Annotated in this window: 22 protein-coding genes and 1 pseudogene; 14 read left to right on the forward strand and 9 right to left on the reverse strand. The window is 73.6% G+C overall.

Going from position 1 to position 24,166, the window contains the following annotated elements; translation table 11 throughout:
• Entirely contained in the window at positions 1-603 is a 603-nt protein-coding gene (locus tag AB0K92_RS05110; protein ID WP_365919529.1) for a TetR/AcrR family transcriptional regulator, read from the forward strand.
• Positions 604-605: 2 nt separating this feature from the next.
• Positions 606-1,163 carry a hypothetical protein gene (locus AB0K92_RS05115; protein ID WP_365919531.1) on the forward strand — a complete coding sequence of 186 codons (558 nt, stop codon included), beginning with the start codon at positions 606-608 and terminating at the stop codon, positions 1,161-1,163.
• Positions 1,164-1,185: 22 nt separating this feature from the next.
• Here AB0K92_RS05115 and pdxH read toward each other — a convergent pair whose 3' ends face one another.
• Entirely contained in the window at positions 1,186-1,893 is a 708-nt protein-coding gene (pdxH, locus tag AB0K92_RS05120; RefSeq protein ID WP_365919887.1) for a pyridoxamine 5'-phosphate oxidase, read from the reverse strand.
• Positions 1,894-2,190: 297 nt separating this feature from the next.
• Here pdxH and AB0K92_RS05125 point away from each other — a divergent pair, with 297 nt between their 5' ends.
• Complete coding sequence (locus AB0K92_RS05125) at positions 2,191-3,291, forward strand: citrate synthase 2 (protein WP_365764037.1); 1,101 nt, start codon at positions 2,191-2,193, stop codon at positions 3,289-3,291.
• Between the two features lie 16 nt (positions 3,292-3,307).
• On the opposite strand, the gene AB0K92_RS05130 is transcribed toward AB0K92_RS05125, so the two are convergent.
• Positions 3,308-4,327, reverse strand: coding sequence for a 2-oxoglutarate and iron-dependent oxygenase domain-containing protein (locus AB0K92_RS05130; RefSeq protein WP_365919533.1), 1,020 nt, complete (start codon positions 4,325-4,327; stop codon positions 3,308-3,310).
• 565 nt (positions 4,328-4,892) lie between these two features.
• On the opposite strand from AB0K92_RS05130, the gene AB0K92_RS05135 reads away from it, so the two are divergent.
• Positions 4,893-5,285: a RidA family protein gene (locus AB0K92_RS05135; protein WP_365919535.1), complete on the forward strand. Its 393-nt coding sequence runs from the start codon at positions 4,893-4,895 to the stop codon at positions 5,283-5,285.
• A gap of 170 nt (positions 5,286-5,455) precedes the next feature.
• Positions 5,456-6,847 (forward strand): PAS domain-containing protein, encoded by a 1,392-nt coding sequence (locus AB0K92_RS05140; protein ID WP_365919537.1) that lies wholly within the window; start codon positions 5,456-5,458, stop codon positions 6,845-6,847.
• A 20-nt stretch (positions 6,848-6,867) separates the two neighbouring features.
• Here the strand turns inward: AB0K92_RS05140 and AB0K92_RS05145 are convergent, their stop codons facing one another.
• Positions 6,868-7,623 (reverse strand): SIS domain-containing protein, encoded by a 756-nt coding sequence (locus AB0K92_RS05145; protein ID WP_365919539.1) that lies wholly within the window; start codon positions 7,621-7,623, stop codon positions 6,868-6,870.
• 234 nt (positions 7,624-7,857) lie between these two features.
• On the opposite strand from AB0K92_RS05145, the gene AB0K92_RS05150 reads away from it, so the two are divergent.
• A complete protein-coding gene (locus tag AB0K92_RS05150) occupies positions 7,858-8,550 on the forward strand; it encodes a metal-dependent transcriptional regulator (RefSeq protein ID WP_165999814.1) in 693 nt (230 codons plus the stop codon).
• A gap of 460 nt (positions 8,551-9,010) precedes the next feature.
• Positions 9,011-9,859 (forward strand): annotated as a pseudogene (locus AB0K92_RS05155) (alpha/beta hydrolase); the annotation flags it as partial.
• A gap of 209 nt (positions 9,860-10,068) precedes the next feature.
• Here AB0K92_RS05155 and AB0K92_RS05160 read toward each other — a convergent pair.
• The 3 genes from AB0K92_RS05160 to AB0K92_RS05170 all read right to left on the reverse strand — a co-directional run bounded on the left by AB0K92_RS05160 (position 10,069) and on the right by AB0K92_RS05170 (position 13,202).
• Positions 10,069-11,673: a transporter gene (locus tag AB0K92_RS05160; RefSeq protein WP_365919541.1), complete on the reverse strand. Its 1,605-nt coding sequence runs from the start codon at positions 11,671-11,673 to the stop codon at positions 10,069-10,071.
• On the reverse strand, positions 11,670-12,440 hold the full coding sequence (locus tag AB0K92_RS05165) for an ABC transporter ATP-binding protein (protein WP_365919543.1): 771 nt from the start codon (positions 12,438-12,440) through the stop codon (positions 11,670-11,672). The genes AB0K92_RS05160 and AB0K92_RS05165 overlap by 4 nt, the downstream gene beginning before the upstream one ends.
• A gap of 108 nt (positions 12,441-12,548) precedes the next feature.
• Positions 12,549-13,202, reverse strand: coding sequence for a bifunctional DNA primase/polymerase (locus AB0K92_RS05170; protein WP_365919545.1), 654 nt, complete (start codon positions 13,200-13,202; stop codon positions 12,549-12,551).
• 354 nt (positions 13,203-13,556) lie between these two features.
• Between AB0K92_RS05170 and AB0K92_RS05175 the strand changes: the two genes are divergently transcribed.
• Together AB0K92_RS05175 and AB0K92_RS05180 are read left to right on the forward strand one after the other, a co-directional pair.
• A complete protein-coding gene (locus AB0K92_RS05175; RefSeq protein ID WP_365919547.1) occupies positions 13,557-14,942 on the forward strand; it encodes a transcriptional regulator in 1,386 nt (461 codons plus the stop codon).
• 200 nt (positions 14,943-15,142) lie between these two features.
• The gene (locus AB0K92_RS05180; protein ID WP_365919549.1) at positions 15,143-16,831 is read left to right on the forward strand and encodes a hypothetical protein; all 1,689 of its coding nucleotides are present in this window, start codon (positions 15,143-15,145) and stop codon (positions 16,829-16,831) included.
• A gap of 34 nt (positions 16,832-16,865) precedes the next feature.
• Here the strand turns inward: AB0K92_RS05180 and AB0K92_RS05185 are convergent, their stop codons facing one another.
• Positions 16,866-18,164, reverse strand: coding sequence for an ABC transporter substrate-binding protein (locus AB0K92_RS05185; protein ID WP_365919550.1), 1,299 nt, complete (start codon positions 18,162-18,164; stop codon positions 16,866-16,868).
• A gap of 117 nt (positions 18,165-18,281) precedes the next feature.
• Here AB0K92_RS05185 and AB0K92_RS05190 point away from each other — a divergent pair, with 117 nt between their 5' ends.
• Together AB0K92_RS05190 and purU are read left to right on the forward strand one after the other, a co-directional pair.
• Positions 18,282-18,791, forward strand: a complete 510-nt coding sequence (locus tag AB0K92_RS05190; protein ID WP_365759570.1) for a hypothetical protein — start codon at positions 18,282-18,284, stop codon at positions 18,789-18,791.
• 121 nt (positions 18,792-18,912) lie between these two features.
• Complete coding sequence (gene purU, locus AB0K92_RS05195) at positions 18,913-19,794, forward strand: formyltetrahydrofolate deformylase (protein ID WP_365919551.1); 882 nt, start codon at positions 18,913-18,915, stop codon at positions 19,792-19,794.
• A gap of 20 nt (positions 19,795-19,814) precedes the next feature.
• Here the strand turns inward: purU and AB0K92_RS05200 are convergent, their stop codons facing one another.
• Both AB0K92_RS05200 and AB0K92_RS05205 read right to left on the reverse strand, forming a co-directional pair.
• On the reverse strand, positions 19,815-21,074 hold the full coding sequence (locus tag AB0K92_RS05200) for a zf-HC2 domain-containing protein (RefSeq protein WP_365919553.1): 1,260 nt from the start codon (positions 21,072-21,074) through the stop codon (positions 19,815-19,817).
• The gene (locus AB0K92_RS05205) at positions 21,071-21,640 is read right to left on the reverse strand and encodes a sigma-70 family RNA polymerase sigma factor (protein WP_365919555.1); all 570 of its coding nucleotides are present in this window, start codon (positions 21,638-21,640) and stop codon (positions 21,071-21,073) included. Before AB0K92_RS05205 ends, AB0K92_RS05200 begins: the two co-directional genes overlap by 4 nt.
• A 357-nt stretch (positions 21,641-21,997) precedes the next feature.
• Between AB0K92_RS05205 and AB0K92_RS05210 the strand changes: the two genes are divergently transcribed.
• The 3 genes from AB0K92_RS05210 to AB0K92_RS05220 all read left to right on the forward strand — a co-directional run bounded on the left by AB0K92_RS05210 (position 21,998) and on the right by AB0K92_RS05220 (position 24,154).
• Positions 21,998-22,378 (forward strand): STAS domain-containing protein, encoded by a 381-nt coding sequence (locus AB0K92_RS05210; RefSeq protein ID WP_165999787.1) that lies wholly within the window; start codon positions 21,998-22,000, stop codon positions 22,376-22,378.
• A gap of 148 nt (positions 22,379-22,526) precedes the next feature.
• Positions 22,527-23,039, forward strand: a complete 513-nt coding sequence (locus AB0K92_RS05215) for an EF-hand domain-containing protein (protein ID WP_365919557.1) — start codon at positions 22,527-22,529, stop codon at positions 23,037-23,039.
• A gap of 641 nt (positions 23,040-23,680) precedes the next feature.
• The gene (locus AB0K92_RS05220; protein ID WP_365919889.1) at positions 23,681-24,154 is read left to right on the forward strand and encodes an ATP-binding protein; all 474 of its coding nucleotides are present in this window, start codon (positions 23,681-23,683) and stop codon (positions 24,152-24,154) included.
• Positions 24,155-24,166: the final 12 nt, after the last annotated feature.

Here is a 24,166-nt window from a genome sequence, read left to right on the forward strand (position 1 = left end):
ATGAGTGCTGTGACGACAGTCGACCGCGTCCCCAAGCAGGACCGCAGCCGCGCCACCCGGCAGCGGCTGCTGGCCGCCGCCGTGGCCTGCCTCGCCGAGCACGGCTGGGCCGGGTCCACGGTCTCCGTCGTCGCCGAACGCGCCGGCGTCTCCCGCGGTGCCGCCCAGCACCACTTCCCCACCCGCGAGGACCTGTTCACCGCCGCCGTCGAGTACGTCGCCGAGGAACGCTCCGGCGCCCTGCGCGCCCTCTTCCCCGAGGGCGCCGCCGGCGACCGCCGGGCCGTCGTCGCCGCCCTCGTCGACCTGTACACCGGCCCCCTCTTTCGCGCCGCCCTCCACCTGTGGGTCGCCGCGTCCAACGAGGAACAGCTGCGGCCCCGCGTCACCGAACTCGAAGCCCGCGTCGGCCGCGAGACCCACCGCATCGCCGTCGACCTCCTCGGCGCCGACGAGACCCGCCCCGGCGTCCGCGAGACCGTGCAGGGCCTGCTCGACATGGCCCGCGGCCTCGGCCTCGCCAACCTCCTCACCGACGACGCCGCGCGCCGCGACCGCGTCGTGGCCCAGTGGGCGGCACTGCTCGACGGGGCGCTGGACTGACCATGGGGGACCGGTTCCAGGTGATCGCCGACCTCGACGCGACCACCACCGACGCCGCACGGCTCGCCACCCGCGTCACGGCCTGGCTCGCCGCCGAGGGCGTCGTACTCGCCGAACGCACGCCGTGCGTCCCCGGGCAGCCCCTCGGCCACCCGCCCGGCCCGCACTGGGAGCGGGCCGTCGACGACGACTGGGACCGGCCGCCCTCCGACGGGCTCGCCGTCCACACCGGGCGCACCGGCTTCACCAGCGGCGCCGACCTGCCGGACGCGGCCGTCTGCCCGCGCTGCACGGCGGTCACGCCGCTCGGCGACACGCTGTGGCCCCGCTTCCACGACGCCATGCGGACCTGGCACGACACCGGCTCCGCCACCGTCGCCTGCCCGGTCTGCGCCGCACCCGTCGCCGTACCCGACTGGACGTGGGACGACCGCCCCCTGGCCTTCGCCCACCTCGGCTTCGAGTTCTGGAACTGGCCCGACCTCAGCGACACGTTCCAGGCCCGCCTGACCGCCCTCCTCGACGGCCACCGCACGGTGTACCTGTGGGGCGGCTACTAGGGGGTGTCTGCCCGGGCACCCGTCAGGGACTGAGCCGCTCCACCCGCCAGCCCCCGCCCGGCTCCGCCACGTACCGCAGCCGGTCGTGCAGCCGGTTCTCCCGCCCCTGCCAGAACTCCACCGACGACGGCACCACCCGGAACCCGCCCCAGTGCGGCGGCACCGGCACCCGCTCACCCTCCGGATAACGGGCCTCCAGCTCGGCGTACGCGGCCTCCAGCTCCGCACGCGAGCCGATCACCGAGGACTGCGCGCTCGCCCACGCCCCCAGCTGCGAACCGTGCGGCCGACTGCGGAAGTACGCGGCCGTCTCCTCCCGCCCGGTACGCCGCGCCACGCCCGTGACGATCACCTGCCGTGCCATCGGATACCAGGGGAACAGCAGCGACACATGCGGGTTCTCCGCCAGGTCACGGGCCTTGCGGGAGTCGTAGTTGGTGTAGAAGACGAAGCCCCGCTCGTCGAACTGCTTCAGCAGCACCGTGCGGGAACTCGGCCGCCCCTGCGCGTCGGCCGTCGAGACGACCATCGCGTTCGGCTCGAACAGCCGCCCCTCCGTCGCGGCCTGCCGGAACCACCGCGCGAACTGCCGCACGGGCGTCGCCGCGAGATCGGCCTCGGCCAGCCCTTCCTCGCGGTAGTGCTTGCGCATCACCGACGGGTCGGGGACGGGCTCGTGCGGGACGGCGGGAACGGCGTCATGCTCGGTCACCCGGTCATCTTGCCGTATGCCCCGGGGCACCCCGCCACGGTGTCCTTCGTCACTGCGTGGCACTGAGTGCCGCGAAACCTCCCCAGGGTTGACACCCAGGGATATCGTGCAGATGCCGGCCCGGTGGGGTGACCGCCAGGCCGACGGGGCATGACCCGAGTGAACGTTCGGGACCGCGAGCCCGCCCAGGCCGCGGATCCACGCGGCGCTCACCCACCCCGCCGGCCACACCCGAGCCGGCCCACCACCGTCGTACCGCCCACATCCCGCACACCGTCCCACCCACCCGTCGTACACATCACGAGGAGCCGCCTGATGTCCGACTTCGTACCCGGACTCGAAGGAGTCGTCGCGTTCGAGACGGAGATCGCCGAACCGGACAAGGAGGGCGGCGCCCTCAGGTACCGGGGAGTCGACATCGAGGACCTGGTCGGTCACGTCTCCTTCGGCAATGTCTGGGGCCTGCTCGTCGACGGTGCCTTCAACCCCGGCCTCCCGCCCGCCGAGCCGTTCCCCATCCCCGTGCACTCCGGCGACATCCGCGTCGACGTCCAGTCCGCGCTCGCCATGCTCGCCCCCGTCTGGGGGCTGAAACCCCTCCTCGACATCGACGCCGAACAGGCCCGCGAGGACCTCGCCCGCGCCGCCGTCATGGCCCTGTCCTACGTCGCCCAGTCCGCCCGCGGCCAGGGCCTGCCCATGGTCCCGCAGCGCGAGATCGACAAGGCCCAGTCCGTCGTCGAACGCTTCATGATCCGCTGGCGCGGCGAGCCCGACCCCAAGCACGTCGCCGCCGTCGACGCCTACTGGACGTCCGCCGCCGAGCACGGCATGAACGCCTCCACCTTCACCGCCCGCGTCATCGCCTCCACCGGAGCCGACGTCGCCGCCGCCCTCTCCGGCGCCGTCGGCGCCATGTCCGGCCCCCTCCACGGCGGCGCCCCCTCCCGCGTCCTGCACATGATCGAGGAGATCGAGCGCACCGGGGACGCCGAGGCGTACGTCAAGAAGACCCTCGACAAGGGCGAACGCCTGATGGGCTTCGGCCACCGCGTCTACCGCGCCGAGGACCCCCGCGCCCGCGTCCTGCGCCGCACCGCGCGGGAACTCGGCGCCCCCCGCTTCGAGGTCGCCGAAGCCCTGGAGAAGGCGGCCCTGGCCGAGCTCCACGCCCGCCGCCCCGACCGCGTCCTCGCCACCAACGTCGAGTTCTGGGCCGCCATCGTCCTCGACTTCGCCGAGGTTCCCGCGCACATGTTCACCTCGATGTTCACCTGCGCCCGCACCGCCGGCTGGTCGGCGCACATCCTGGAACAGAAGCGCACCGGCCGCCTCGTGCGCCCCTCCGCCCGCTACATCGGCCCCGGGCCGCGCGACCCGCGCGAGATCGAGGGCTACGCGGACATCGCGCACTGAGCCACCGAGGGCGGCGTCACGCGGGGCTCAGCAGCCCCGCGTGATGCCGCTCGGCCACCAGCGGATGCGCCCGCAGCTTGCCCTTCAGCTCGTTGAAGCCGTACTCCGCGAACAGCGGATTCGCCGGATCGTCGGTCACCCCCCGCGCGGCCGACGCATGCGGGAACGGCAGCGGCTCGACCCGCGCGTCCAGCCGCGGGTTGTAGAAGAACGGCACGGAGAACCGCTCCGTGGCCCCCGGCGGCGACACGACCCGGTGGTTCGTGGCCACCAGATAGCCGTTGGTGGCCACCTCCAGCAGCTCCCCGAGGTTCACCACGAACGCCCCCGGAACCGGCGGCACGTCATGGAACAGCCCGTCCTCCCGCTGCACCTGGAGCCCGCCCACCCCGTCCTGCAGCAGCAGCGTCAGGAACCCGTAGTCCTTGTGCGCGCCCACCCCCTGGGCGGCGCCGTCCACCGCGCTCCCCGGATACCGCACCAGCTTCAGATGCGGATGCGCGTGCTCCCCGAAGATCGGGTCGTAGAAGTCGGCGGGCGCCCCGATCGCCGCCAGCAGCTCGTGCAGCAGCCGCTCCGCGACCCCGCTCAGCCGGTCGATCCACGCCAGCGCGGCCGTCCGCAGCTCGGGCAGCGCCGCCGGCCACTGGTTCGGCCCCTGCAGCCACCAGTACGCCGGCTCACCCGGCCCCGGCACCCGCACCGGCCGCTCCGCCCCGATGTCCAGCTGGTCCCGCCAGTCCCGCGCACCGCCGGTGCGCTCGTCACCGACCCGCGTGTAACCGCGGAAGTGCGGCGAGTTCACGTTGTCCAGCGCCACCCGCTCCGCCTCCGGCAGCGCGAAGAACCGCCGCATGGCCGACAGCAACGCCTCCGTCTCCTCCTCGGTCACCCCGTGCCCGACGAGCTGGAAGAAGCCCACGTCCCGGGCGGCCGCGTGCAACCGGTCACGGAAAGCCGCCCGCGCCCCGGGCCCGGCATCGGCATCGGACAGATCGATCACGGGAAGCTGCTGGTACGACACGTGAGAGTTCATGAGGACATCCGCAGGGGTGTACGGGGGCCCGCGCCCCCGCCGGGGTGGGGCGGAGACACGGCGCACCGAAGGAAGGAAAGGAACAGCCCGCAAGCTTCAGGAAGCCGAAGGGCGGGCGGCAGAGCCGGAACCGGCGATCAGCCGGGAAAACGGGCCCGAGCGCTCAGATCGTGAAGCGTCGACAGCCCATGCTCGTGACGCGGACGAAGTCCACATGGCGGCGTCGAACGAGCGGAAGCATGCCCCCAGCGTACTGCCCCGACAACGCAGACGACCCGCGAGCCTGGTCCTCCTGAAAGGAGGAGCCGGTCGGACGTACCGGCAGCTCGCGGGTCGGGTGACTGCTTGGGATTGGGCCGGCTGCGCGCTTCGCTCACGCGCTGGTCCGGCACCGCACTGAGTGTGGTGGCGAGCCGCTAGCCCGCAGCCACCTCACGCGTCCGGTTTTCATACATCTGCCGAACCACCTCCCTTCTCGTGTACCGCACACCCTAGGAAGTGCCCCCGCGCCACTCAACCCCTTTTTTCGCGAGTGCTTCAGCGCTCCGTGCATGACAATCCGTGCATGACAAAGCGGCGGGCGATTCTCAGTGGTTCGGTGTTCGAGGAGCGGATCGGGTATGCCCGGGCCGTGGTGGACGGGGACTGGGTGCACGTGTCGGGGACGACCGGGTACGACTACGCGACCATGACGATCTCCGACGACGTCGTCGAGCAGGCCGAGCAGTGTCTGCGGAACATCGGGGCGGCGCTGGAGGAGGCGGGGTGCTCGTTCGCCGACGTGGTGCGGGTGCGGTATCTGCTGCCGGACCGGGAGGACTTCGAGCCGTGCTGGCCGGTGCTGCGGGCCTGCTTCGGAGAGGTGCGGCCGGCGGCGACGATGATGGTGTGCGGGCTGGCGGATCCCCGGATGAGGATCGAGATCGAGGTGTACGCGCGGCGGCCTGAGGCCGGGTGAGGGAGGGGAGGGGGCGTGCGGGGTTCGGTTTCCGGCGGGCAACGATTCCTCGGTGATTCGCCGCAATCTTGCGGGAACCATATGTGGGCTGGGTCACGTTCCAGTTGAATGAGGGCCAGTGAGCACGACTGACGTGCCGTACGTGCGGACACAGCCTGCAGGGGGTCCAGGTGAGTGCTTCCCGGCGTAGTGGGACCACTGACGAACTGGGGCCGGACGAGCCGGAGCGGGACGGTGCCGATCTGCTGGCCGCCCTGCTGGACGGCATGGACGCGGCCCTGTGCGCGTTCGACGCCGACGGGGTCGTCACGCACTGGAACCGCGAGGCCGAGCGGATCCTCGGCTGGAGCGCGGCCGAGGCCGTGGGCCGGCACGGGTTCGCCGGCTGGGCGGTGCGCAGGGCGGACGCCGAGGAGGTCGAGGCGCGGCTGCTGTCGGCCATGCACGCGCCCGGCCGGCAGGTGCACGAGTTCGCGCTGCTGACGAAGGACGGCGGGCGGGTGCTCGTGCGGACCCAGTCGGCGGCGGTGCGCGGCCCGGACGGCAAGCCCGCGGGGGTGTACTGCGCCTTCAGCGAGGTGCACGCGCAGATCGACCTGGAGCGGTCCATCGCGCTGAGCGAGGCGTTGCTCGAGGACGCGGGCTGGGGCGTGGTGCTGGTCGACGCCGATCTGCGCCCGGCCGTGGTCAACGCGCACGCGGCCCGCGCGCTGGGCCTGGGGCGTACGGCGGTGCTGGGCCGGCCGCTCGGGGATCTGCTGGCGCAGGGCGTGGAGGAGCTGGAGGCGGTGCTCACCCATGTGCTGGCCGAGGGCGCGCCGCCCGCACCGGCAGAGGTGTGGGTGGGGGTGCGCACGCCGGACGGGGTGCGGCGGCGCTGCTGGCGCTGCGGGTTCGTCCGGCTGGCCTCGCCGCTCGCGGAGGAGCCGGTGCCGCTGGGGGTGGGCTGGCTGTTCCTGGACGTCACGGAGGCCAAGCAGGGCGAGCAGGAGGCGGCGCAGCTGCGGTTCCGTACGAATCAGCTGCACCGCGCGGCGCGGGCGGCGGCGGAGTGCGAGGACCCGCTGGAGGCGGCGACCGTCCATCTCGACTTCGCGCTGGCCGGGTTCGCCGATCACGCGCTGATCGACCGGGTGGCGGGCGGCGCGGTGAGGGAGGGGGAGGGCGCGGCTGAGGTGCGGTTGATCCGGGTCGCGGCGACTCCCTCGGGCGCGCCGGGGCCGAGCCTGTCGGTGGGGGCGGCGGGGCTGCCGGTGCGGTACGGCGAGGGGCATCCGGCGTTGAGCTGCGTCGAGCGGGCCGGCACGGTGCGGGCCAGTGTGGGGAACGTGCCGGCCGAGCGGGCGCGGGCCTGGGCGCTGGCCCGGCAGTGGCCGCCGGACGCGGTGCACGCGCTGTGCGCGGTGCTGCGCAGCCGGGGCCGGACGCTGGGTGTGGTGACCTTCCTGCGGGGTGCCGGGCGCAGCGCGTTCGACCGGTCGGACACGCCGTACGCCGAGGACGTCGCCGTACGGATCGCGGGCGCGCTGGATCTGGCGGGGCTGCTGCGGCCGGAGGCGTAGCCGCGAGGGGGTCGGTCCGGTCAGTGGCGGTAGAAGATCCGGTCGCCGTACTCCTCCAGGATGCGGCCGTTCCATTCGTGGCCGCCGTCGACGTTGCCGGAGCGCAGCAGCGGGGGTTCGATGCCGCGTTCGGCGAGGGTGCCGGCGGCGGTGGCCATGACGGCCTGGAGGAGGGCGGTGGTGACGACCGTGGAGGCGGGCGCGAAGGGGGCGGGGACGCTGTCGAGGGTCAGTTCGGCGTCGCCGACGGCGATCTTGGAGTCGAGGACGATGTCGCAGTGGTCCTTGAGGAAGGTGCCGGAGGAGTGCCGGGAGCCGGTCTGCGTGGCGTAGGCGACGGAGGTGACGCCGATGACGTGGATGCCGAGGGCGCGGGCGTTGATCGCCATCTCGACGGGCAGGGCGTTGCGTCCGGAGAGGGAGATGATCACCAGGGCGTCGCCCGCGCGGAGGGGCGAGCTGTCCAGGACGGCGGCGGCGAGGCCGTCGACGCGTTCCAGGGCGGAGCCGAGGGTGGCGGGCATGACGTCGACGCCGACGACGCCGGGGACGGCGAGGAGGTTCATCAGCGCGAGGCCGCCGGCGCGGTAGACGAGGTCCTGGGCGGCGAGCGAGGAGTGGCCGGCGCCGAAGGCGAACAGCCGGCCGCCGGCGGTGACGGTGTCGGCGAGCAGGGTGCCGGCCGCGGCGATGGAGGTGGCCTCCTCGTCGCGGATCCGTCGCAGCAGGCCGATGGCGGCGTCGAGGTACCGGTCGGCCAGCTTGCTGTCGCCCATGCGAGCTCCTTCGCGCCGTTGCGTGTGTCGCGGATCACCGTGCGGTCTGGACCATTGTGCTGTCAATACGGGGGAGGGGACGGGCCGTTTGGCGTGGACCGCTTCGCCCGCGGTCCCGCGTTTCGGCGGCGCGGCACGGTTGTCAGTGGCATCCGGCAGAATTGATGGCAGGGCCAGCGCACGCGCCGAGGGGCGTCGAGCCTTCGGCAGATCTCATCTCATCGAGGGGCACGTATGTCCGGACTGATCGACACGACGGAGATGTATCTCCGCACCATCCTCGAGCTGGAGGAGGAAGGTGTGGTCCCCATGCGCGCCCGGATCGCCGAGCGGCTCGACCAGAGCGGGCCGACGGTCAGCCAGACGGTGGCGCGGATGGAGCGTGACGGGCTGGTGTCCGTCGCGAGCGACCGGCACCTGGAGCTGACCGAGGAGGGCCGCCGGCTCGCCACGCGTGTGATGCGCAAGCACCGGCTCGCGGAGTGTCTGCTCGTCGACGTGATCGGCCTGGAGTGGGAGCAGGTGCACGCCGAGGCCTGCCGCTGGGAGCACGTGATGAGCGAGGCGGTCGAGCGGCGCGTCCTGGAGCTGCTGCGCCACCCGACCGAGTCGCCGTACGGCAACCCGATCCCGGGCCTTGAGGAGCTGGGCGAGAAGGACGGCGCCGACCCGTTCCTCGACGAGGGCATGGTCTCGCTGGCCGAGCTCGACCCGGGCACGGAGGGCAAGACGGTGGTGGTGCGCCGGATCGGCGAGCCGATCCAGACGGACGCCCAGCTGATGTACACGCTGCGGCGCGCGGGTGTGCAGCCCGGTTCGGTGGTGAGTGTGACGGAGTCGGCCGGCGGTGTGCTGGTGGGCAGCGGCGGCGAGGCCGCCGAGCTGGAGGCGGACGTGGCGTCCCACGTCTTCGTCGCCAAGCGCTGAGACGGCGCGCGACCGGCACCCGCCGGGCCGCCCGCCCGACTCGCTTGCCGTCCCCAGGAGTTGTGACCCGGAACGCCGACGGCCGGACGCTTCGCGTGTCACGCTGTCCGGTGTGGGCCCCGGTGCCCTGTCAGGTGTGGGCCCCGGCGCCTCGCGGCGCCGGGGCCTGTCCTCCCCTGCTTCGACCCGGAGCCCCGAGCTCTCAGGGTCGTCCCCCTCGGACCGGTTTCCCCGAGCGGTCCGCTCCCGTTGAGAGATCTCCCCTCGGCGGCGGCGATCATTCCTTGAGAGGGGTCACTCGAACGAGGGGTGTTGTCCGCGGACGCCGCATCTTCGAATGGACTTTCGATAGTCTGCGGGGGCGGACGACAGCACCGCACGGCAGTACGGCACTACGGCAGTACCAGAGCACGACCAGCAGTACTCAGGCGTACGAGCGGAGCTTGGGGGTGCCGGGATCATGGCACGGCGTATCGACGTGACCGGAGCGGGCGGCGTACGCCTTGCCGCCTGGGAGTTCGGCGACCCACCCAAGAGCGGCACCGGCCCGGACCCCGCCCGGCCCGGCGTGCTGTTACTCCACGGCCTCATGGGCCGCGCCTCCCACTGGGCGCCCACCGCCCGCTGGCTCGCCGAGCGCCATCGCGCCGTCGCACTCGACCAGCGCGGGCACGGCCAGAGCGAGAAGCCCCCGCGGGCCGCCTACACCCGCGAGGCCTACGTCGACGACGCCGAGGCCGCCCTGGAACAGCTCGGCCTCGGCCCGGCCGTGCTGATCGGCCACGCCATGGGCGCGCTGACCGCCTGGCAGCTCGCCGCCAAACGCCCCGACCTGGTGCGCGCCCTGATCATCTGTGACATGCGGGCCTCCGCGCTGGGCGCCGCCTCGCAGCGCGAGTGGGCCGCCTGGTTCGCGTCCTGGCCGGTGCCCTTCGCCACGCTCGCCGACGTCCGCAAGTGGTTCGGCGAGGACGACCCCTGGGTGGAGCGCCCCAACCCGGCCCGCGGCGCGTTCTACGCCGAGGTCATGGCCGAGTCCCCGGACGGCTGGCGGCCCGTCTTCGAGCCCGAGCAGATGCTGAGGTCCCGCGAGACCTGGGTGTACGACGCCCACTGGGAGGAGCTGGCCCAGGTCCGCTGCCCCACCCTGGTGGTCCGCGGCCTCGACGGCGAGCTGGGCCGCGCAGAGGCCCAGGAGATGGTCCGGGTCCTCCCGCGCGGCGAGTACGCCGAGGTCGCCGACGCCGGCCACCTCGTCCACTACGACCAGCCGGAGGCCTGGCGCGCGGCGATCGAGCCGTTCCTGAACCGCCTCCGCGACGACGGCGTCCGGGACGACGGCGTCCCCGAGAACGGCGTCCGCGACGACGGCGCCCCCGAGAGCGGCGCCCGCGAGAACGGCGCCCGCGAGAGCGGCGCCCCCGAGAGCGGCGCCCCCGAGAGCGGCGCCCGCGAGAACGGCGCCCCCGAGAACGGCGTCCCCGAGACCTGACCCCGCCCCCGGCCCCCGCCCTCACCTCACGCCTTGCTCACCGCCGTGAGGATCTCCGGCAGCCGCGCCGCCGTCCGGGGCGCGGCCAGGCGCAGGCCGGCGTAGGCGAGGCCCGCGCCCCAGACCGTGCCCACCGGCAGCAGCAGCGGGCTCCACCGCTCGGCGTCCGCGCCCGTGTGGATCCAGACCGCCGCCGCGATGACGGGCGAGCACAGCAGCGCGGCGGCCACCATCCCGCCGAAGATGGAGATCCAGGCGAGCCCGGCCTGGCCGGGGGCCACGTTCTTGTAGCCCTCCTGCGGGATGGAGTACGGGAACCGCGCCGAGGTCCACGCCCCGGTCGCCAGCATCGCCCCGAGCAGCGCGAAGGACAGCCCCAGCGCCTCCGGCAGCCGCGCCCAGTCGCCGAGCAGGCCCGCGGTGAGGACGGTGACCGCGGCGGCGTACGGCAGGGTGATCACCAGCAGGGCCAGTGCCCGCGCGCGCAGCTCGGCATAGGCGTCCCGCGGGGACGAGATCGTCATCGCGACCATCCAGAACGCGGAGGTGTCCTGCCCGAACTGGTTGTACATCTGGATGCCGAGCATGCCCGCCGCGAAGCAGGCGAAGTAGACCGACCCGGTGCCCTGGACCGCGTTGAACACCGGCACGATCAGCCCGATCGCCAGCGAGGTCACCCACGCCGCCTTGGTCTTCGGGTCCCGCCACACATAGCGCAGGCTGCGCTCCATCACCGTCCCGGTCCGCCCGCCCGGCAGCAGCCGCCCGAGCCGCGTCGAGGACCGCTCCCGCGCGGCGCCGGCCGCGCCCGGCAGCGTGGACGCGTCCGGCGAGGTCATCAGCCGGGTCAGATGCCTCGCCCATACGGCGATCAGGGCGGCCAGCGCCGCCACGGTGAGCGCCAGTTGCAGCGCGGCCGTCGCGTGGTCGCCGCCGCTGACCGAGTGCACCGCGCCGAGCGCCGACGCGGGCGGCACCCAGCGCAGTACGTCCGCCGCCGGGTCGAGCTGCCCGAGCCCGGCGGAACCGAGCCGCTGCGCGCCGAAGTTGACGACCTGCGCGCCGATCGCCACGACCAGCCCGCTCAGCACCGCGAGATCGCGGCCCCGGCGGCTGGTCAGCAGCCGGACGTTGGCGGCCGCGACGGCCCGCGCGAAGGCCACGCAGACCAGCAGCCCCAGCACGACGGCGACCACGCCCACGGCGTACGCCGCCGCCCCGCGCGCGACCGTGACGACCGAACCGGCGAACAGGCAGAGCGTGAACAGCGGCCCGATCCCCACCAGCGAGGCGGTGAGCAGCGCCCGCACCAGCGGCCGGGGCCGCAGCGGCAGCATCACCAGCCGGGTCGGGTCGAGGGTCTCGTCGCCGCTGGGGAAGAACAGCGGCATCACCGCCCACCCCAGGCCCAGCACCGCCGCCAGCAGCACGACCAGGGAGTCGGCGTGCGCGGTGCCGCGCAGCAGGACCAGCCCGAGCACCTGGAGCACGGCGAACAGCAGTGTGACGACGGCCGACGCGAGGTACGCGGCCCTGCGCCCGCCGGACTGCCGCAGCCCGTTGCGCAGCAGCGACAGCTTCAGCCGTACGACGGTGGCGGTGAGACCCGTGTGGGTGCCGGCCGCGCTCACCGGGCGCCGCCGCCGAGCCAGTCGAGGTCGGTCCCGGCGTCCCGTCCCTGCGCGCCGACCAGCTCCAGGAAGGCCTTCTGCAGGGTGGGGGCGGTGCCCCGCACCCCGGCGAGGGTGCCGTGCGCGCGGATCCGTCCGGCGGCCATGACGGCGACCCAGTCGCACAGCGACTCGACCAGTTCCATCACATGGGAGGAGAAGACCACGGTGGCGCCGGAGGCGGTGTACCGCTCCAGGACGCCCCGGATGGTCTGCGCGGAGACCGGGTCGACGCCCTCGAACGGCTCGTCGAGGAACAGCACCTCGGGGTTGTGCAGCAGGGCGGCGGCCAGCCCGATCTTCTTGCGCATGCCGGTCGAGTAGTCCACGACCAGCTTGTGCTGCGCGCCCGCCAGATCCAGGACGTCCAGCAGCTGGGTGGCGCGCTTGTCCACCTCGGCGCCGGGCAGTCCGCGCAACCTGCCCGTGTACGCCAGCAGTTCCCGCCCCGACAGCCGCTCGAACAGGCGCAGGCCCTCGGGCAGCACCCCGATCCGCGCCTTCACCTCGACCGGGTCCCGCCACACGTCGTGCCCGACGACCTCGACGGTGCCCTGGTCGGGCCGCAGCAGCCCGGTCACCATGGAGAGCGTCGTGGTCTTCCCGGCCCCGTTGGGCCCGACCAGCCCGACGAACTTCCCGGCGGGCAGCTCCAGATCGATCCCGGCGACGGCGACCTGCTGCCCGAACCGCTTCCAGAGTCCTTGCACACGTACGGCTGACGTCATGCCTGAACCCTACGGTCAGGTCCCCCACCCAGGAGCGCGGGGAACCGCGCCATCAACCCCCGTGACCCGCAGCCGCCGACGACCGGCGAGCGGGCGGACCCTCCGGCGTCAGCGATCCCGCCCGCACGCGTAGGCGAGCGGCGAGATCAGCTCCTCGGCGTCCGGCAGCCACCGGTTGGCGGGCGTCGGCCGGCAGGCCCACTGCACGGCCCCCCGCGACCCGTACCGCGTGGGAGGCGCCGCCACGTAACCGCCCTCGCCGAGCGCCAGCAGATCCAGCGACGCCGGCGACCAGCCCAGCTTGCGCACCAGGTCCGGCACCTTGGCGGCGGCCCCGGGCAGGACGAAGAACTGCATCCGCCGGGCCGGCGTCAACGTCACCGGGCCTAGCGTCAGTTCCATCCGCTCCATGCGCGCGAGCGCCAGGAACCCGGCCGTCTCCGGCACGGAGATCGCGTCGAACGTACGCCCCGTCGGCAGCAGGATCGAGGCGTTCGGCTGCTTCTGCCACATCCGGCGCGCGACGGTCGCGCTGCCCGTCGCCTGGGTCGCCCAGTCCGCGCGCGCGGGGTGCGCGCCGGGCTCCTCGCACAGCGGGTCGCCGCAGCAGCAGCGCTGATGTCCGTCGACGGCTTCCAGCCAGGTGCCCGGGAACACGTCCCAGTGGCGCTCCTCGGCGTAGCGAACGGCGGTCTCCAGCAGCGAGTCCCCGCGCTGCTTGGGAATCTGTGCGGTTTCGGTGCCCCGGATCGTCTCTTCCACGTGGAACTCAACTCCCGCGCTCACCTCGGGTTACGGCCCCCTGCGCGCGCGGGGGAGGAGCATCGATTCGGCGTCCGGGGCGCATGGGTGCATGTACGGGGGCGCGCGGTTGGGTCCGCGGAGGGAGCTGGGTAGCCACGAGGGGGGACGGGTGGGTACGGGGTGCTCTTACCCCGGCGTACCCGGTAATCCGTGCATGCCTCGTGTTTTCGGGGCATGTCCGCATTTTCGGTATGACCGCGGGGCATTGATCTTCACGACCGGAATCTCTCGCCGCCGGCGAGGGGCGACGGGCGGGGAAGACACGACAACTCGGTGCACGGGCAGGCACCGCAGCCACAGGGGGTTTACGCCATGGCCGCAAGGCCTCTCGTCGCGCGGCAGCCGAACGAACGGCTGCAGGCGCTCATCCAGGAGGCGGGGTGCTCGAACGCCGGGCTCGCCCGCCGGGTCAACATGTGCGGCGCCGAACACGGACTCGACCTGCGCTACGACAAGACGTCCGTGGCACGCTGGCTGCGCGGACAGCAGCCGCGCGGCCGCGCCCCGGCGATCATCGCCGAGGCGCTGGGCCGCAAACTCGGCCGTACGGTCACGATCGACGAGATCGGCATGGCCAACGGCAAGAACCTCGCGTCGGGCGTCGGCCTCCAGTTCTCGCCGACGGTACTGGGAGCCATCGAGCAGGTCTGCGAGCTGTGGCGCAGCGACGTCGGGCGCCGCGACTTCCTGTCCGGTTCGTCCGTCGCCGCCTCGGCGCTGGTCGAGCCGAGCCGCGACTGGCTGATCTCCGCGCCCGACGCGCAGGTGGCGCGCTCGGCCGGTCCCCGCGTGGGCCGGTCGGACGTGGCCGCCGTGCGCTCGATGACCCAGGCGCTGGTCGACCTGGACCACCAGTACGGCAGCGGGCACGTCCGCCCGGTCGTCGTGCACTACCTCAACAGCGTCGTCTCCGGCCTGCTCGCCGGGTCCTACCGGGAGTCCGTCGGCCGCGAACTGTTCGCCGCCGTCGCCCGGTTGACCGAGCTCGCCGGCTACATGGCGGTGGACACCGGGCAGCCGGGGCTGGCCCAGCGCTACTACATCCAGGCGCTGCGGCTCGCCCAGGCGGCGGGCGACCGCGGCTACGGCGGCTATGTGCTGGCCGCCTCCATGAGCCACCTGGCCGCCCAGCTCGGAAACCCGCGGGAGATCGCCCAGTTGGCGCGGGCGGCGCAAGAGGGGGCGCGGGGGCGCGTGACCCCGCGCGCGGAGGCCATGTTCCACGCGGCGGAGGCACGCGGCCACGCGCTGATGGGGGACGCGCGGGCCGCCCAGGCCGCCGTGGGGCGCGCGGTGAGCGCCATGGAGCAGGCGGACCCGGACTCCGGGGACGACCCCGCGTGGATCGCCCACTTCGACCAGGCCTACCTCGCCGACGAACTCGCCCACTGCCACCGCGACCTGGGCCAGGCCGAGGCCGCCGCCCGGTGCGCGCGGCAGTCCCTGGAGGGGCACCCCGCGTCCCGGGCCCGGCGGCGCGCGATCGGCTATGTGCTGCTCGCCACGGCGCAGGTGCAGCAGCGCGAGATCGAAGAGGCCTGCCACACCGGGCTGAAGGCCGTGGAGCTGCTGGAGACCCTGCGCTCCAACCGGGGCGCCGAGTACCTGGAGGACTTCCAGCAGCGTCTGGAGCCGTTCCGGGACGAGGCGGTGGTGAGGGAGTTCGGGGCGCGCCTGGATCTTCAGCAGGCCGCGTGAACGGACGGTCCGCCGCCGGGTGACGGCGCGGGAAACAGGTGGTTGACGGGCGGAGGTGACGGGAGGACAGCGTCGCGGGCCGGTCGCGGGGGCGCGGTCACAGGTCACAGGGCCGGGTCCTGTGCTGCGTGGCACCCGGCTCGGGGGACCCGGTAGCGTGAGCCGACGATTCCGAAGGTCCCCCATTCGTAGGAGTCCCGGTGACGCAGAGTGGACAGGGCGAGGAGCCCTCGGCGCAGCGCGCGCACGAAGGCATCGTGCTGCCCTCCGACGGTGGCGAGCCCGTGCTGCCGGGCGCGCAAGGAGGCCCCGGCCGCCCCGCCGACGGCCCCCTTCCGGCCCAGGCCCCGCCCGGCGCCCAGTCCTGGGGCGAGCCCTGGGGGCCCGGACCGCAGCAGCACGCCGCGACCCCGCAGCAGCAGAACTGGCCGGCGCCGCCGGACCAGGCGTGGGGCGACCCGCAGGGCGGCCACCCCGCGCCCCGGCCCGGCGACGGCGCGCCGCCCGCCCCGCCCGCACAGCAGCAGGGCCCGTCCGCGCCGGGCGCGGGTCCGCTGCCGCCCGAGGGGGCGTCCGGCCCGTCGTACGGCGTGAACGCGGGGGCGCCGGGTGCGGCGTACGGTCCGCACGCGGGCGCTCCCGCGCAGGCGTACGGCCCGGGTCCGGAGGCGGCCGGCCCGTACGCGCAGGCGCCCGGTGCGGCGTACGGAGGCCACGCGGGCGGTTACGACGGTGCGGGGCAGCCGGTGCAGGGCGGCGCGGCGGGGGCGTACCCCGGGGCACCCGGTGGCGGGCCGCTGCCGCCGGCCGCCGACGAGGGCGCCACGCAGTACATACCCCCGGTCGGGGCCGCGCCCGGCCCGGACGGGGCCACCCAGTACCTGCCGCCCGTGCGGCCCGCGGCCGACGAGGGCGCGACCCAGTACCTGCCGCCGGTGACGCCGGGGGCGCTGCCGCCGGAGATGCCCGCCGCGGGATCCGCCGAGCGTCCCGACGAGAGCACCCGGTACCTGGGGCGGGTCCCCTCGGGCGACGCGTCCGGCGCGCAGCCGCCGGCCGGGCCCGACGCGCAGGCCACCCAGTACATCCCGCCCGTCGCCGGGGGCCGGCAGACGCCCGCCGAGTTCGACAGCCTCTTCCGCGCGGACGGCCCCGCCGAGGGCACCCGGCACCTGCCCCACGTCCAGGACCCCCCGCGGCCGCCGGCGCGCGCGCACGACGAGCCCGCGCCGGGCCGGGGCCGCGGCGGTCGCACGGGCTCCCGGGTGCCGCTGATCGCGGCGTGCGGCATCGCCATCGCGGTGGTCGGGATCGGCGCGGGAGCGCTCCTCGCCGGCAACGGCGGCGAGGAGGAGTCACCGCGGCCCGTCTCCGCGACGGCGCCCGCGAGCCAGTCCGCGAGCGCGTCCCCGTCGCCGTCCGCCGACCCGGCCGAGCAGCAGGCGATCGCGCTGGACAAGCTGCTCGCCGACAGCGGCGACAGCCGGACCGCCGTGATCAACGCGGTCAACGACGTGAAGTCCTGCACCAACCTCACCCAGGCGGCCAAGGACCTGCGGGACGCGGCCGAGCAGCGCAACGAGCTGGTCACCCGGCTGTCCGGGCTGGCCGTGGACAAGCTGCCGGACCACGCGGCGCTGACCACCGCGCTCACCAACGCGTGGAAGGCGTCCGCGTCCGCCGACAACCACTACGCCGGCTGGGCCGACCAGGTCGCCGCGCGCAAGGGCAAGCTGTGCAAGAAGGGGCAGGCCCGCAGCACCCCGCAGACGGAGGCGGGCAACCGGGACAGCGGCACCGCGACGACGCAGAAGGCGCAGGCCGCCAAACTGTGGAACGCGATCGCCCGCACGTACGGGCTGACCGAGCGGCAGCCGACCCAGCTGTGAGGCCGGGGCGGGGGCGAGGGCGGGCGCCGGGCGCTCAGGCGACCTCGGCGCCCTCCAGGGTGCGCGTCACGTCGATGAAGCCCTCGCGGGCCTCGACCAGGCGGCCGTCGCGGACGACCTGGAGGGTGACGTTCGCGTTCACCAGCCGCGGGAAGCCCACCGAGGCGAGCCGGTCCTGGAACTTCCAGCGCAGGGTCGGGGTGAGCCCGCCGGTGGCGACCTCGACGCCGTCGTCCAGGGCCCGGCGCACGGCGGTCGCCGTCAGCTCCTCGTCCGCGCCGATGCCCTCGGCGACCGCCCGGAAGACGGTGTAGGCGATCCAGGTGGTCTGCACCCCGGCGTCCGCGGGGTCGATCCGGGTGTCGGCGAAGGCCTGCTCGCGGATCACCCGCTTCATCTCGTCCCAGCGCTTGTCGGTCTCCACCGGGTACCAGCCCGTGATGTACGCCCCCTCGTAGGGGCCCGAGCGGCCGCCGGAGGCGTCGATCACGGTCTGGTCGACGCTGCCGAGCACGGTGCCGGTGCGGACGTCCGGGAAGTCCTCCCTCGTGCGGCGGAAGGAGTCCATGAAGGTGCTGGTGCGGCCGCCGAGCGCGGGCACCACGCAGCCCTTGCGGGCCGGGTCGGCCGTCGCCTGCCGCAGCGCGCGCTGCGCCTGGGCGGAGTACTCGGTGGCGTCCTCGGCGGCGTGCAGGTCGGCCGCGCTCTCGTGCCCGCCCGCCTCCAGGCCCGCGTTGATCAGGGTGGGCAGCTCGTCGCCGGCGATGGTGTCGGGGCGGACCAGGGTGACCGGGCCGCAGCCGCGGGCCAGCTCCTTGCCGAGGCCGGCCAGCAGCGCGGGCTGACCGCCGTTGACCGGGTAGGAGAGCGGACTGGTGAACTCGTCGTTGGTGGCGCCGTATCCGCCGATGTAGGGGATGCCGGCGCCCTCCAGCACCGGGAAGAAGGAGCCGGCGTACTGGCTGTACGACCCGACCACCGCGACCACGTTCTCCTTGACCGCGCGGCGGGCGCACTTGGCGGCGCCCACGCTGTCGTTGTGGTCGTTGCAGATCAGCACCCTGAGCTTGCGGCCGTCGATGCCGCCCTGGGCGTTCACATGGCGGGCGTAGGCGAGGGCGAGGGCGGGCATGCCGGGCTTGTCGGTCGCGTTGGTGTCCGACGGCGCCCAGGTCATGACGGTGATCGTGTCGTCCCCGGCACCCCCCGTGACACCGGGGACGACACCGCATCCGGCGGCCAGTGCGGCGCACGCCACCATGGCGGCCACCGCCGTGGCGCGCCGGGTGACGAAGGGGAGGAAGGTGCTGCGGGTGCGTCGCCTGCCGGTCATGGTCACGCACGATTCCGCCACATCGCTAACCTGGGAGTGACCTTCGGTCAACGAGTGGTGACCCGCGGGTGAATTACGGGGGCCGGTGAGCGGCCCGTTGGGGGGAACGTACGATCGATGACCGTGCAAGGTGTCCAAGGTTCGGAGAACTCTTCCCGTCGCGGCCGTCGCTCATCCACGATGGGTGGCATGCCACTGAACGACATGCCGTGGTGGCGCTGGCGCAGCAATGTGCGTTCCGCGCTGCACATGCTCTCCGACCCGGTGTTCCAGCGGGACGTCTGGCTGGCGGGTGTCGAGGGGTACGGAGACGTGACCGACGCCGTGTACCGGCTGGTGGAGGACACCTGGCTGGACCACTGGTCCGCGGAGAAGTACGTGGGCACGATCTTCCGGGACTCGCAGGAGGCCGCGCTGGTCGACACGGCGGTGCTGCGGGTGCTGCGGATCATGCACCAGGTGGGGCCGGACGCGCCGGTGGCGTCGTACATGGAGCACCCGGGGTGGCCGGAGGCCGTGCGGGCGGCCCGCGACGCGCATGTGCGGATGGCGGTGAGCGACGGGGAGGACCCGGACGCGGCGCCCCGCACGCTGGAGGTGCTGCGGATCCTCACGCGGGCCGCCTAGCCACCGGCGGGCGCCGGGCGGTCGGGCACCGTGCGGGCGGCCCGCGGCGGACGGGCCGTGCGGCGGTCCGGGTGGCGGGACGGTTGTGGGCGCGCGGTGGCGTTGTGGGACCCTGTCCTGCATGAACGAGCAGTCCACCGGAGCCGCGGCCCCCGCCGATCAGTACGTCCTCACCCTTTCCTGCCCGGACAAGCAGGGCATCGTGCACGCCGTGTCGAGCTACCTGTTCATGACCGGCTGCAACATCGTGGACAGTCAGCAGTTCGGTGACCAGGACACCGGTCTGTTCTTCATGCGCGTCCACTTCTCGGCGGAGGCGCCGGTGACGGTGGAGAAGCTGCGGGCCAGCTTCGCGGCGATCGGGGACTCCTTCCAGATGGACTGGCAGATCCACCGCGCCGAGGAGAAGATGCGGGTCCTGCTGATGGTCAGCAAGTTCGGGCACTGCCTGAACGACCTGCTGTTCCGGGCGCGGATCGGGGCGCTGCCGGTGGAGATCGTCGGTGTGGTGTCGAACCACACGGACTTCGCGGAGCTGGTGGCGTCGTACGACATTCCCTTCCACCACATCCCCGTGACGAAGGACACCAAGCCGGAGGCGGAGGCGCGGCTGCTGGAGATCGTCCGGGCGGAGCGGGTGGAACTGGTCGTGCTGGCCCGTTACATGCAGGTGCTCTCCGACGACCTGTGCAAGCAGCTGAGCGGGCGGATCATCAACATCCACCACTCGTTCCTGCCGAGCTTCAAGGGCGCGAAGCCGTATCACCAGGCGCACGCGCGGGGTGTGAAGCTGATCGGGGCCACCGCGCACTACGTGACCGCGGATCTCGACGAGGGGCCGATCATCGAGCAGGAGGTCGAGCGGGTGGGCCACGACGTCACGCCGGACCAGCTGGTCGCGATCGGGCGGGACGTGGAGTGCCAGGCGCTGGCGCGGGCCGTGAAGTGGCACGCGGAGCGGCGGATCCTGCTGAACGGCCGGCGGACGGTCGTCTTCGCGTAACTGCCGCGCCCGCCGGGCGGCTACATGCGGCTCAGCGCCGCCGCGGCGGACAGGACGTCCCTGATGGCCTCGCGGTCGCCGTCCTGGCCGGCCGCGGCGTCCTCGGGGGAGACGTGGCCGGCGGCGAGTCCGCAGAACTCGACGTCGTCGAGCGCCACATGGGCCACCTCGTGGTCGGTGGACGGCGACGCGGCGGGCGAGTCCAGCGGGATCAGCCACTCGCCGCCGCCGGAGCCCTCGATCTCCAGGCGGAGCGTGCGGCCGGGGTCGCCGGCGGCGACGAGGTGGCGGGCGGGGGCGGCGAGGCCCGCGCGGCGGCGTGCGGCGAGGACCTCGGGGAGCATCCTCGCGGCCAGGTCGATCATGCGGTTGAGGTGGCGGCCGGAGGGCGCGTCGTACGGGTAGTTCACGGCGTCCGCGATGTCCTCGGCGTGCGTCCAGCACTCGAAGGCGCGGTCGATCATGGCGTCGTGCAGGGGCAGCGTGAAGTCGTGGTACGGCACCGCCATGCGCCCGGCGCCGCCTCCGGTGAAGGCGACCGTGCGGACCAGGGCGTGGCTCTGTTCGCGCCAGGGGGCGCGCACGGAGCGGGTCGGCGGGATACGGGAGGAGCGCCAGCAGGCCTCGGTGCGGGCCGCGGGTGTCGGCCGGTCGGCGGTGATGTCGCCGAGGGGGTCGTCGAGGCCCAGGGCGAGGGCGACGAGGCCGTCGACCGCGAGGAGGTGGGCGATGACGCCGGCGACCGTGGTGCGCCGGGTCGTCCGGTCCTTGCCGTCGTACCAGCGCAGGCGGACCGGTGCGTGCCATTCGGACTCGCCGAAGTCCTGCAGCAGCGCGTCGAGGCGGGCGGTCTCCGCGTCGTAGGCGGTGGCCCAGTCGGGGACCGGGATGCTCGGCGGCCGGCGGTCGAGGCAGGTCTCGAGGACGCGGGTGCGCAGGGACGGGTCCAGGTCGAGGGTCTCGGGCGGGTGGAGCAGGCCGACCGCCTCGCGCAGCCGGCGGGCCTCGTCGGCGCAACTTCCGCACGTGCCGAGGTGGTCCTCGACGGCGGCCGTCTCCTCCGGTGAGCAGGCGGACAGCGCCCAGGCGCCCAGCAGGGACGTCAGGACGCGGTGGGGCAGTCGGGGCGGGTTCATGGCGGCGCGCAGGTCGTCGAGGGCGGGCAGGGGGTGGCCGGTGTCCTCGACGGCGGCGCGGGGCAGCGGTATGCGAGGACTTCGCGCGGGGTGGCGGGCGGGGATGCCGGGCTCCTCGCCGTCCTCGAATCCGGGCTCGGTCATGCCGTGCCTCCGGGTCCGGGAGGTGCGCCGGTGTCGTGGGCGGTGGACAGCAGCTGGAGGCCCAGACGGAGGCGGCGGCGGGCCTCGTCCTCGGTGATGCCGAGGTCGGCGGCGGTCTGGCGGTAGTCGCGGCGCTGGAAGTAGGCGCGTTCCAGGGCGGAGCGCAGCGGTGCCGGCATGGACTGGACGATGTAGTCGGCGCGGGCGGCGACGGCGGCGTGGCGGACCTTGTGCTCCAGTTCCTCGAAGGTGCCGTGTCCGCCTGCCAGGGCGGCGGTCTCGGTGGCGCGCAGCCGCTGCACGGCGAGGCGGTGGGTGAGGGCGGCGACCCAGGAGCGCAGGGGTCCCTGCTTCGGGTCGTAGGCGTCGGGGTGCTGCCAGACGTGGGCGAAGACCTCGCGGGTGATGCCGTCGGCCGCGTGCTCGTCGCCGAGGACGCGGTGGGCGAGTCCGTGGACGAGGGTCGCGAAGCGGTCGTACAGCTCGCCGAGGGCCGCCGCCTCGCCGCGGGCGAGCCGCTGCTGCATCTTGCGGTCCCAGCGGGGTGGTGCGTCCTTCGTCGCCACAGGGCCCCCTCCCCTCGCGTCGGTGCCGGGTCCGTTCCAGCGTGCGTCCACCGTCGTCCCGAATGTAGTCGGCACGTCCGACGACGCACGCCCCTTTGTGGCAATGCGCGCCCCCGGCGGGTCGCGGGTGATAACGAACCTCTTTTCCTGGCGCGTACCCGACCGTTCTGTACCCAGACTTGTTTGTGATCTGATCGAACAGGATCGAAGTGGACTGAAACAAGCCCTTTCCGATCGATTTCCGTTTCCAGGGCGGTGTTTCAGGGAACGGCCGCTGGGCAGCCACGCAGAAGGAAGCGTAGGGACTGCTTCCGTTTCCGGGCGGGCGGTACCGGGACGTTCCGGCGAACGAAGGGCTTGGTGGTGGCGTTCAATGTGACCGGCGACGAGCGGGGCGAGTGGGCCGTGCTCCATGTGTCGGGCGAGCTGGACCTGGTGACGTCGCCGGTGCTGCGTCAGCGGGTCCACGACGTGGTGGCCGAGGGCCGCCACCGGCTCGTCCTGGACCTCTCCGAGGTGTTCTTCTGCGACTCCAGCGGCGTCGGTGTGCTGATCGCCGCGCGTCGCCTGCTGCGCTCCTGCCAGGGCCGGTTGCGGCTGATACTCCCCGCCGAAGGCGCGGTCGACGGCTCTCATGTCAACCGCGTGCTGGGCGCCTTGGGCGTGCGCCGGCTGTTCGACGTGTACGGGGATCTCACGGCGGCCGTGACCGAGGACACCGAACCGCTCTCCGCCTAGTCACCACCGGCACGCCCGTGCCACGGCGTTGTCCCGGAATTCCCGCAGTCTTGGTACAAGCGTCGTTTTCCCGCTCCCCCGGCGACGGTGGCGTCGTACGCTCCGAGCGAGACGCACCCCCACGTGAAGTAAGGCGGCCTGAGAAGAGATGGTCAGCAGCGAGTACGAGCGCGGGATCGCCGCCCGGTTCGCCACTTTCGACCTGGACGGCAACGGCTCCATCGACCGTGAGGACTTCAGCGCGGCGGCCAAGGCCGTCCTCGCGGAGTTCGGTACGGCGGCCCGGTCCGACAAGGGACAGGCGCTGTACGGCGGCGCGGAGGCGTTCTGGCAGGGCATGGCCGGGATAGCGGACCGCGACGGTGACCAGCGCATCACCCGCGAGGAGTTCGTCAACGGCGCGGTGAAGCGGCTGCGGGACAACCCGGAGCGGTTCGCCGAGATCGCCCGGCCCTTCCTGCACGCCGCCCTCGACGTCGCCGACACGGACGGGGTCGGCGCCGCGACCGTCGAGAACGTCACCCGCGTGCTGACCGCGCTGGGCGTGCCCGGGGAGCGCGCCCGCGCGGCCGCCGCCGCGCTGGACGCCGACGGGGACGGCACGGTCGGCGAGGCGGACGTCGTACCGGCCTTCGCGCGCTACTTCACCGTTCCCGACTAGCCGCCGCCCCGTCGCCGCCCTCCGCGCGGGGACGGGCGACCCGCCGCCGTCACCGCCTCCCCGGTCCACGCCCGAACGGGATTCACCTGGGAGGCGGAGGCGTGCCGGCTGCTGAAACGTGCCTGGGCGCGCGCTCAGCGTGCGGAAGGGCGCACGGAGAGTGAGGGCCCGCTCGCGGGTGAACTGCCGTGCGGTGTGGGCCGAACGGCGCTGGGCTGCGCTGTCGTCGGAACCGTGGAGGACGGTCCGGTTCCGCATCCGGCGATGTCACGGATCGTGGCACGCCGTGGTCACGGAGCGTCGATGACGAGAGGTGCTGTGCGCGGCAGTTGACGCGTCCTGGGGTCGGGGCGCCGCTCCTGTACCTTGTGGGCGACGCGCCGCATTCCGCCTGTTCGACTCGGTGCGACGAGGGTCGCACAGTATGCCGCACGGGTACTCCTTCGCGCGGGAATATGCCCGAAGCGCTTGTTGGGGTGACGGTACGTCAACGAAGCTGTTCTGCAAGGAATTCACATTCTGTGACCCTTGCTCTGGTCGTTGTTCTGGTCATGCGGAAAATGGCTACGATCGTGGCCCTCGTGAGGCGCGAGCCTCGGTGTCCATCGGTTCGGATGGTGTGAGCGGTGCAGGTGCTTCAAGTGCAGCTGGAGATCCGGCCCGACCCCGCTGAAGTGGGGCGAGCCCGGAGGTGGGCACGCGCGCGGCTCGCCGGGTCCGCGATAGCGGCCGACGAACCGCTGGCCGAGACGCTCATCCTGATCGTCTCGGAACTGGTCACCAACGCCGTGGTGCACACCGGCTGTCCGGCCGTCCTCCGGCTCTGCCTGCCCCAGGCCGCCGCCGGCGAGGCGACCGTCCGCCTGGAGGTCACCGACGGCAGCACCCGCGCGCCGGTGCCGCGCTGGGCCGACGGCGACGACACCGGCGGCCGGGGCCTCGCGCTCGTCGACGGGCTCGCCGACCGCTGGGGCTGGAGCCGGGAAGGCGCCGGCAAGCGCATCTGGTGCGAACTGGACCGCCGTGACGCCACGCGCCAGGCCGCGGCGGGCCGCCCCGCGGGCGGCACGGCGATGTACGGGGCGTGCGAGGGGCTGGCGTACGAGGCCGTGTGACCTCGCGCGGGG

This window comes from Streptomyces sp. NPDC052687 (genome assembly GCF_040678395.1).
Classification (GTDB): domain Bacteria; phylum Actinomycetota; class Actinomycetes; order Streptomycetales; family Streptomycetaceae; genus Streptomyces.